Genomic DNA, 9,702 nt, shown 5'->3' with positions numbered 1-9,702 from the left:
GTGGCCCTTCTGGTAGTGGCAAGTCAACCTTAATTCGTTGTGTTAACTTTCTAGAGAAGTTTCAAGAAGGCTCCATCTTGGTTGATGGCACTGAATTAACAGATGATGTTAAAAAAATCAGACAAGTGCGTTCTGAAGTTTCCATGGTATTTCAACACTTCAACCTATTTCCTCATTTAAGCATTATTGATAATCTGACACTTGCGCCAATCTGGGTGCACCATGAGACCAAGCAAGAAGCTAGAGAAAAAGCTTTGAAGTTACTGGATAGAGTGGGTATTAAGGACCAAGCTGAAAAGTACCCAAACCAGCTTTCTGGTGGCCAGCAACAGCGTGTTGCAATCGCCAGATCATTGTGTACCTCACCTAAGATTATGTTATTTGATGAGCCTACCTCAGCGCTTGATCCAGAGATGATCTCGGAAGTACTAGATGTGATGATTGAGCTAGCCAAAGAAGGTATCACCATGCTTTGTGTGACGCATGAGATGGGTTTTGCCAAGAAAGTGGCTGATCGCGTCATCTTTATGGATGAGGGGCAGGTTATTGAGCAAAATACACCGGAAAAATTCTTTGAAAATCCAGAATCAGAGCGATTACAGCTGTTTTTAGATCAAATACTAACGCAGTAAACTTGTATAAAAGGGTGTTTTGATTGTTTTTAGCGCCATTTTTACCAAACTAAGGGTTTATTTTTTGATAAACTAAACCTACTCACCTCGTATAAATTGTTACTATGGACTGGTTTAAGAAAAGCAAACAGCAAAAAGTTGAGCAAAATATTGAGGACAACCAAGTCTGGAGTGAGGAGTTAAAGCGTAACAATTCAATCTCAAATTCGGCAGAACAACAGGGATTTGAATTTCAAAAAAACATTGATACACCGCAGGTTATAGGTACATCGGGAGCTAAGAACGGACTAAGCTGTGAATTAGAAAAAATAAGCTCGGACCAAGTTCAAGTATTAAGAAATTGCCAGCTAGAAAGTAGTGCTGATGAGCTGATGAAAATTTTAAAACGCACCCACAAAACTCGATTTAAGAATGATATTTTAAATCCTCTGTTGGCATGTCAGTTTTTTGAGCGAACCATTCCAGAAAAACCAAAAAGCCCAAAGCAAAAATATAGACTAACTCGGAAATTCTCTCGAGCTAAGATAATTTAATTCTCTCACATTCTTGAGAAAACCTTAAAAAAATCCAAAAATCCTCGTTTTTCCATAATTAGCTTTAAATTTTCTATTTTAGAAGCTTTTATCAAAAAACCATAAGCGAGTCTAAGTTGGTATTAAATCGTTTAAAAATGAGCATATTTTATTTTATGACATAACTCTTTGATTTTTAACGATTTTATCTATTTTTTAGCTTATTTTTTGGATTTTTTGCGTTTTCAGCTTATACTATGACTAATTTTTGACTAATTATTTTTCTAAAGCATGAATAAGATTTTTTCTTTTATCTTTTTATTGTTATTGAGTGTAAATTCATTGGCAAACACCACCGTTTTTGTAATTAATGACAATACTGTCATTCGATCCGATCGATCTGATGCTGATAGTAAAAATATCATTAAAAATGTCATGAAGGATCAGCAATTACAACGTTTAACCATGCATTATTCTGGCTGGTCTTTGGTTTCATTAGAGGATGTAAGTGGTTGGATTTTGTCTGATAGGCTTACCACCACACCCCCTGTTTTAATCACTACTGATTCTAATAATAACATCGATCAAATAGTAGAGTTGAATAAAGAACTGGCTCAATTAAAAGATAATATAGAGGTGCTTACTCAGCAAAACTCTCTTTTAAAGAGTGACAATACCAAGCTAAATAACCACTTATTAAAGCTTGAACAAACGGTGAGTGATTTAACTCGAAAGAATATGCTTTTGAAAAGTGACAATTCTCAGCTAAATACTGATATAGAAGGCTTTAAAGGTGATACTAAGTCATTAAATATTGAGCATAAAGTGCAAAAAAATAGCTTAGAATTAGACAAAAAATCGACTATAGTTGATGAGCCTTTGTCTGATCTAAAGCCTACTAATCTTGCTAAATCTTCATTAAAAGATACCGCCACATCCATCTCTTTTATTGATAATTTGAATACTAATTGGATCTATGTCGGTATCGCTATTTTGCTTGGATTGGTGCTGATCGTTTTTTCTATTTACAATAATAATAAACGCCGCCATTTTGATCTAAATACAATTAGGCGTCATTAATTATGGCTACTTTAGAAGTTGATATTGACAATTTTGAAAAACGCGTACTGGATGAATCCCACCATAGATTAGTCATTTTGGATATTTCAGCGCAGTGGTGTGGCCCTTGTAATATTTTGGAGCCAATTATTAATTCTGTGGCTTTGGAGTATGATGAAAAAGAGTTTCTGCTTACTAAAATTGAAGCAGAAGATGAAAATATGAAAATCGCTGGACGCTATGGTGTGAGAGGGTTTCCAACTGTTATTGCTTTTATTAATGGTGAGGAGGTTGATCGCTTTCACTCGGCACAAACGCCTGATTTTGTACGTGAGTTTATTGATACCAATTTGGATAAAAAATTATGAAAACGGGTATTTTGCTTACCAATTTAGGCACACCTGACGAGCCAACTAAGCCCGCATTAAAACGCTATTTGGCTGAATTTTTGTCTGATCCTAGAGTGGTTGACCCACCCAATAAACTCATTTGGTGGCTAGCCTTAAACTTGGTCATCTTAAATATTCGACCTAAGAAATCAGCAGTTAACTACGCCAAAATTTGGAACAGCCTCGGCCCTGGATCACCTTTGTTGAATATTACTCAGTCTCAACTAGAAGGTGTCCAACAGGTGTTATCAAAACAGTACTCAAACCTAGAATTTGAATTAGGCATGAGATATGGCAACCCTTCGATCTCTAGTGCTTTAAACAAGCTAAGAGACAAAGGTTGTAGCAAGGTTATTATCCTGCCACTTTATCCACAATATTCAAAAACCACCACACTCTCAACACTTGATGCAATCGACTTAGAGCTTGAATCGTGGCCTAGTAAACCTGAGATTGTATTTATTGAGCATTATTACCAAAATAAGGCTTACATTCAAGCATTAAACAACTCGATCAAAGAGTATCAAGCCGAGCACGGAAAGCCTGACAAGCTGCTAATTTCATTTCACGGCATCCCACAGCGTTATGTTGATAATGGTGACATCTATTATCAACATTGCATGCAAACGGCCGATTTGCTGGCTAAATCGCTTGATTTGCAAGATGATGAGTGGCAAGCGAGCTTTCAGTCAATTTTTGGCCGAGAAGAGTGGACTAAGCCCTACACCAAGGACACACTGGAATCCCTGGCTAAATCTGGGATTGAGAATGTGCAAGTGGTTTGCCCAGGGTTTTCAGCAGACTGTCTAGAGACGCTAGAAGAGATTGACGATGAAAATCGTGGCTATTTTATGCAGGCTGGTGGCAAGGGGTTTGGCTACATTCCTGCTTTAAATGCTAGAAATGATCATATTGACGCTATTGCCAGTGTTATCTCTGATCACTTGTAGTTTGTTCGTATAATTTATATTATGTTAAATAACTTATAATTTAACTACCGCTTGCATAAAAAGTAAGCGCCCTTCTATTTGTAAGCTATTCTTTTGATCTCATTAAACAATGAGTAGCTCGCCCCAGCAAGTGGTAAATCGATTTGATTGAAACTCAGCCCTTGGCAGCCACCGATCATTGCCAAGCTCACTTGCGTAGCGCAGAGTATTTCCATACGGATGTTTTTTTAGCTCTGTACGATTTTGACCAACAGCAAACAAGTCTTGCTGGTTTTTATCTGATGTTAAATTTCCCAGCATAACACCGCCTTTATAAAATTTATAGCCTGGTTCGTAGATTTGCTTAAGCAACTTTGAACACAAAGGAATCAACAAACCTTCATCGTTAATTGGAGCACTCATACCAATGGTTTTTGACAAGTTGATACACGGCGTGTTTTTTTTAAATGGATTGGTGTAGATAAAAACACTCATTGAAGTGGTGGCCAAAGATTGGCTATTAAGCTTGCTTACCGCCCTTCTAGTTAAGCTTGTTAATGCTTGATTGATTTCATCAAAATCACTCAAATCAAGCCCGAAAGAACGTGAGGATACGATTTGCTTTCTAGCTGGAGGTATTTCTTCTATTGCCAAACAAGAGTGGCCATAAAGCTCTCGATAGATACGCTTGCCATTTACCCCAAGCAAAGTTTCAATAATACCGATATCAGCCTTATAAAAATCAAACGCAGTATTGATACCAATCTGCTCAAGCTTCTGAGCTGACTTGCGCCCAATGCCCCAAATATCACCCACTTCAACAGAATTTAGCAATTTTTTAAAGCGATCATTTGGTAGAGAGTCAATGTCAAAAACCCCGTTAAATTTTGGATAAATTTTAGCAATTCGATTGGCCAGCTTTGCCCTTGCTTTGGTGCTACCCATACCTACGCAAACAGGAATACCTGTCCATGATTTAACTTGGTTTTTAAGCGCTTGCATGTGCGTGTTTAAATTGATTGTAAACCCCGTTAGATCAATAAAACTCTCATCAATTGAGTACACCTCCTGCACCGGAGAATACTGGCTGATAACTTTCATTACTCGAGATGACATATCACCATATAACGGATAATTAGAAGACTTAACCACCACTGATTTATCAATAATCAAATCCTTTACTTGGTAATACGGCGTACCCATCTTAATGCCAAGCGACTTGGCCTCATTAGAGCGAGCAATCACACAGCCGTCATTATTACTCAAAACCACAATAGGCTCTCTTGCTAATTTCGGATCAAACACCCTTTCACATGAGGCATAAAAATTATTGCAATCTACCAGTGCAAATTTTTGCTGATTAGACTTAGACATACTGATGAATGACAGACGTTACCACGCCCCAAATAATAAGCTCACTACCCTCGTTAATTTCAATATCTTTAAACTCTGGATTTTCCGCTTTCAGACTAACCTTGCCTTTGTATTTATATAGGCGTTTAACGGTAAATTCACCATCTACAACAGCGATTACGATCTTGCCACTTTTAGCAGGCAAAGACTTGTCCACGATTAAAATATCCCCAGGGTGAATGCCTGCATTTAACATTGATTCACCCTGTGCTCGCACAAAGAAAGTGGCCTCTTGATGATGGATTAAGTGCTTGTTTAAATCAAGCTGATCTTCTAGATGATCATCCGCAGGAGAGGGAAAGCCCGCCTGCACACGCGAGGAGAATATGGGAATGGATAAACTAGGCGCATCAAAATCTGGTTTAAGCACTTCCATATCAGACTTTAGTTGAGATTTGTACACCTCCAAAGTAGATGCAACCGTACCCACCAAGCTAAGTGGCACACGCATTACTTTGGTGTCTTCTTTAAATTTACCCGAGTTTTTCTTTCGGCCTGCACCTAATCTAGCACCACCACGGTTTTGTGTATTTGTAGTCATTTGAATATTGTAACATTATTCAAATGACAATTTTTTATTTAATCCAAAGTGGTAGTTGCTTCTTTTTTCTAAATAACTCACTAAATATTCTTTTAAGAAAAAAACTACGCTGAATTTTAAAAGGAACATTAGGCAGTACAATTGTGTGTATTTGCTCCAATTCAATAGGGTCTGGATTAGGATTTATATAGCTAATATAAGGCGTTATCCTAAATCCTTGGCGGCCTATCGATTTAACAAATTCTACATGGTTATAGTTGTCATCAATCAACATATCGCCATCACCAAAGCGTATATCTTTGGGCTTTGATCTCCCATAACCTGCATTAGGATCGTAATCATCACGATACACAAAATCAGTAAAGTAGTCTTTTAGTCTCAGCCTGCTAAGAATAGGTTCAGCGCGATCACGAACACTTGCTGTCCAAATAGATAGTCTCACACCATGGTGCTTAAATGAAGTTAATAGCTCATGCATACCGGGGCGCACATTATCGCCAGTTTCATCAATAATAGTATTATCTAAATCAAAGTAAATATGCATCAGGCAGCACCCCACCTAGCAGAGCCAATAGCACCAACTAGAACTGGGCAATAATTAGCAGGACCTGCAAAATCAATTGATCTTTCTATTGCCTCATCTAAATTATCAGAATTCATTAAAAAATACATGGCAGCTGTAAGCACATTAGGCGCAAAACCATCTCCACGCAAATCATCAATATGGTGTGATTCTAGCGCTCTTTGCGTTTCAATCATTCTACCTTTTCTAGCGTTAGTAATTGATTCGTGCCAATCAAATCCCTTGTGTAAATTTCTACACAACAATACAGTTGCTACCGATACATCAGCAGCCAAGGGGTGCCAGTGCGTTAGCTTTGCTTCTTGAATAACAATATCTATCAGCTCTTTGTCATTCACATTCAGCGTTGCTAGTGGCGCAGCTCTATGTGCGGGGTTGCAGCCTGCAGTTCTGCCATTGGCTTCAAAATCAACCTGCTTACCCGCCTTATGAAAACTCATGCCTTTTTCAACTAATTGAAATACTCTACTAGCTGTTGGCCCAGCATCAAAGCCGTCGCGCCTGTGCCACCTCATATAAGATTTGGCAATATCATCGATATCAAAGCCATCGTTTCGAATTAAACTACCAGCAAGGCCAAATGCCATACCAGTTGGACCACCATTTTGATCGCACTTTTTTAGGGTGTTAAATAGGCTTTCAATATATTTTAAAGCGCTCATATTTTGCTACCTACTTAAACAAATCTTTTTGTCGATCAGAGGTTAAATATTCGCTCATCAATGCTTTATTTTTTTCTTTAAGCGCTTCTTTGGAATGTTGATAGCCACTAGTATCCATCCAAGTGAGCTCTGATAAGTCTAGCTCCTGCTGTACACAGCGACACGCTTGATTTGCAAACTCTTTGGAGAAATCAAGCCCCAAACCAGGTTTTAGCGAAGCCCCTTTGGTTTTAAATAATTTAAATATTGACATGGCTAAAGTTCAAACAAACGGTTAATTTTTTTAAAAACTGTATCTTTATCATCATTGGCAAGGTTGTCGCCAAAGGTGGCCGGATACTCGCTTACATCCTTTGTTTTTATCACATTGCCCTTTTCATCCTTAACCACCATTTTCCAAAATGTCTGCTGCTGCTCATGAAACGCCTCATCTCGCTCAACTGGCTTGGCAATGACAAACTGGCTTGCTAATCTATGTGCCTGTCGAACTGTTTCAGAAGGTCTGTATTTATCATAAAACTTAACCACCACATCTCGCATTTGTGGCGTAAGCCTGTGCATTGCCTGCACCGCTATATCGTGCGGTATGTCGCCATAAAAAGCCTCAGCAATACCACCAGTAATACACGTTAATGTATCACTATCACCACCCAAAGAAACAGCGCAACGAATCGCATCTTCAAAATCAGTTGAATCTAAAAATGCCACAATAGCTTCTGGAACGGTGCCTTGGCAAGATTCATTAAATTTATAGTCAGGCCTAATATCATCAATCGTACGATTAAGATCATAACCAAACTGGCCACTAATATAAGTTCTGATTGCCTCTTTAGTGGCGCCCTTTCTAGCCATAAAAATACAAGCTGAAGTCGCTTGAGCCCCTTTGATGCCTTCAGGGTGATTATGCGTAAACGAGGCAAAGTGTTCCGCCTTTTCTAGCACATCTTCAAGCGTATCATATGCATAGCCAACAGCACTGGTGCGCATTGCCGAGCCATTGCCCCAGCTGTTATAAGCCATACCCGTATCGTATTTACACCAATGATGAAACCGATGCCCGTAGCCAGCATGTGGGTGCTGAGTGTAATACCAGCGCATCACCGTGTCGTAGCTAACACTACGATCAATCGCATCCATCAGTGCTACTGTTAAAACACTATCATCGGTAAAAAAAGCCCTTTGGCTAAACAGCGGTTTAAAGTCCTTATGCTTGATATTGCTCCACTCATACACTGAGCCAACAACATCACCCGTAATTGCACCCAACATTTTTAAACACGCCTTATTCTTTCAACAGGTCTATCTGAATCCAGGTGTGACGGAAAGGCCAGCATATCTTCTTCAAAATCACGAATCACTCGATCAGAGATTTTTTTAAATTGTGTTCTGGCTTTTTCAATGTCAATTTCATCTTCATTGTGAAACGCCATAGCATCTACAAGCTTGCTAAAAGCAGCCCTAATTTCTCTATCAATATTCATCACTTCTACCACTGCGTGACCCTTGGATCTTCTAATCATTTTTACCTCTCCTAGTGTGTTAATTAATGTTTGGTTTGGGTGTTTAAATCTATAAATTGATGTCGCTCAATTAAGCGCTGTATTTGCTTCAAAATATCCATTTTATTGAGTGTTTCATAAGCCTGTTCATTACTGCTAGCAGGCACTGATAGCACCACATCTAGCGTTATATTAATCTCTTTAACTTGCTGCATACAACCTCCAAAATTAAGAAAAAAACACCTCAAATTTCAGGGAATAAAAGCCCTTTGTTGATTTGTAAAAACAACGATAATTTAAAAAAAATTAGGCTTTAAATTCGAACTGAACTTGGGTTAATTGTAGAGCAAAAAGAATGAAGTTTTAATGAAGTTTTGATATATTTTTTTACAAAATCTTACAGGCCAATAGCCATCTGTTTTTCTTGCAAAAAAAACTTAATCACTAAAGAGTTAATAAGTGAAATTCCCAATATTTTTTTAAAATTATGCCAAAACCGCCCAATTCTCAAAATTTGCAAAATTTTTATAGCAACACCTATCCAAACCTATTAAAACACTAAAAAATCTCTAAAAAGGCGTTTTTAGACCCCTGAGTGGTACTTTTATGCCTGCTTTCTTAGTAAAAATGACTAATTCTTAATATTTCCTAATTTTTTACAATTATTCCAATATTTCGTGAACCACGCCATAGCGCTTTAAATCGTAAATTGGTGGATACCACATGCCATCCGCATCATATTTGTACATTTGATCTGTAAAAGTTTCGCTGGCACCTCTTTTCTGGAAGAACTTTGCATCCTCTTGCTGATCATGTAACAAATCCAACAGTGTTAATTTATCAACTCTTGCATTTGGCCTGGCGATGCTATATTGATGAAAACCTAGATCAGCCTCTTTATAAATATATCTTGTATTGCCTGAGATATAAGCAATGGTACATGCAGATCGACATCCATCATTGGTATGTGTATTAAGACTATTCAACAAGATAATCTTTGAGAGTTTTTTGGCCTCATATAACAAACCACCATCGCTATTTAGTACAACAAATTCAATGGTTTTATCCTTTTTTAGTATTTTTTCCACCTTATCTGAGATGCCATAATCAAAATCACCATTAATGGTAATAACCCCTTCTTTAACTGATACATCGTAATTTTTAGCCTTGGACAATACAAAAGCATCGTAATATAACTGCTTGTACCATTCCTTGTCTTGCATTTCTGCGCCAAAACTTCCCAAAACACCCATAATAACAAGGAATTTCACAATACGTGGCCAAAAAGTTTTTCCTGTTTTTTCAGTTGTGTTTGTTGCACTGCGCCATAGGCCGATTATTTGCCAGGGGTAAATAATAAGATAGATGACGGCTATTAAAAAAAGTGTAGTTCTTGAATAAAAAACCGGACCTTCACTAATAGAGAGTGTCATCCAAAAAACTAATACAAATGTAAGTGCAAATGACAAAAACCAAAAATTAA

General features: G+C 37.8%; 14 protein-coding genes. 5 read left to right on the top strand and 9 right to left on the bottom strand.

The genetic code is table 11. From position 1 onward, the window contains the following. The 5 genes from ABNR88_RS06260 to hemH all read left to right on the top strand — a co-directional run. Positions 1-632 (top strand): amino acid ABC transporter ATP-binding protein (locus ABNR88_RS06260; RefSeq protein WP_348670191.1); only part of this gene is annotated, 632 nt, incomplete at its 5' end. Between the two features lie 104 nt (positions 633-736). After that, the gene (locus ABNR88_RS06255) at positions 737-1,165 is read left to right on the top strand and encodes a Fic family protein (protein WP_291928315.1); all 429 of its coding nucleotides are present in this window, start codon (positions 737-739) and stop codon (positions 1,163-1,165) included. Positions 1,166-1,435: 270 nt separating this feature from the next. Next, positions 1,436-2,224, top strand: coding sequence for a hypothetical protein (locus ABNR88_RS06250; RefSeq protein ID WP_348670190.1), 789 nt, complete (start codon positions 1,436-1,438; stop codon positions 2,222-2,224). 2 nt (positions 2,225-2,226) lie between these two features. Then, entirely contained in the window at positions 2,227-2,571 is a 345-nt protein-coding gene (locus tag ABNR88_RS06245) for a thioredoxin family protein (protein ID WP_291928322.1), read from the top strand. Next, a complete protein-coding gene (gene hemH, locus ABNR88_RS06240; protein ID WP_348670189.1) occupies positions 2,568-3,542 on the top strand; it encodes a ferrochelatase in 975 nt (324 codons plus the stop codon). Before ABNR88_RS06245 ends, hemH begins: the two co-directional genes overlap by 4 nt. A gap of 102 nt (positions 3,543-3,644) precedes the next feature. On the opposite strand, the gene ABNR88_RS06235 is transcribed toward hemH, so the two are convergent. The 9 genes from ABNR88_RS06235 to ABNR88_RS06195 all read right to left on the bottom strand — a co-directional run. Next, entirely contained in the window at positions 3,645-4,895 is a 1,251-nt protein-coding gene (locus ABNR88_RS06235) for a DUF4113 domain-containing protein (protein WP_348670188.1), read from the bottom strand. Next, positions 4,888-5,475 (bottom strand): translesion error-prone DNA polymerase V autoproteolytic subunit, encoded by a 588-nt coding sequence (umuD, locus tag ABNR88_RS06230; protein WP_348670187.1) that lies wholly within the window; start codon positions 5,473-5,475, stop codon positions 4,888-4,890. The genes ABNR88_RS06235 and umuD overlap by 8 nt, the downstream gene beginning before the upstream one ends. A gap of 34 nt (positions 5,476-5,509) precedes the next feature. After that, a complete protein-coding gene (locus ABNR88_RS06225) occupies positions 5,510-6,019 on the bottom strand; it encodes an NIF family HAD-type phosphatase (RefSeq protein WP_291928332.1) in 510 nt (169 codons plus the stop codon). Beyond that, a complete protein-coding gene (locus ABNR88_RS06220; RefSeq protein WP_291928335.1) occupies positions 6,019-6,720 on the bottom strand; it encodes an ADP-ribosylglycohydrolase family protein in 702 nt (233 codons plus the stop codon). Before ABNR88_RS06220 ends, ABNR88_RS06225 begins: the two co-directional genes overlap by 1 nt. Positions 6,721-6,730: 10 nt before the next feature. Continuing rightward, positions 6,731-6,973, bottom strand: coding sequence for a hypothetical protein (locus ABNR88_RS06215; RefSeq protein WP_291928338.1), 243 nt, complete (start codon positions 6,971-6,973; stop codon positions 6,731-6,733). 2 nt (positions 6,974-6,975) lie between these two features. Further along, on the bottom strand, positions 6,976-7,989 hold the full coding sequence (locus tag ABNR88_RS06210; protein ID WP_348670186.1) for an ADP-ribosylglycohydrolase family protein: 1,014 nt from the start codon (positions 7,987-7,989) through the stop codon (positions 6,976-6,978). Between the two features lie 2 nt (positions 7,990-7,991). After that, on the bottom strand, positions 7,992-8,240 hold the full coding sequence (locus tag ABNR88_RS06205) for a hypothetical protein (protein ID WP_291928340.1): 249 nt from the start codon (positions 8,238-8,240) through the stop codon (positions 7,992-7,994). Positions 8,241-8,263: 23 nt separating this feature from the next. Beyond that, positions 8,264-8,434, bottom strand: a complete 171-nt coding sequence (locus ABNR88_RS06200; protein ID WP_291928343.1) for a hypothetical protein — start codon at positions 8,432-8,434, stop codon at positions 8,264-8,266. Positions 8,435-8,881: 447 nt separating this feature from the next. Next, on the bottom strand, positions 8,882-9,702 hold an 821-nt coding region (locus ABNR88_RS06195), incomplete at its 5' end, for a hypothetical protein (protein WP_348670185.1).

This window comes from uncultured Candidatus Thioglobus sp. (assembly GCF_963981275.1).
Lineage (GTDB): Bacteria > Pseudomonadota > Gammaproteobacteria > PS1 > Pseudothioglobaceae > Thioglobus_A.
This window is presented reverse-complemented; position numbering and strand designations above follow the sequence as displayed.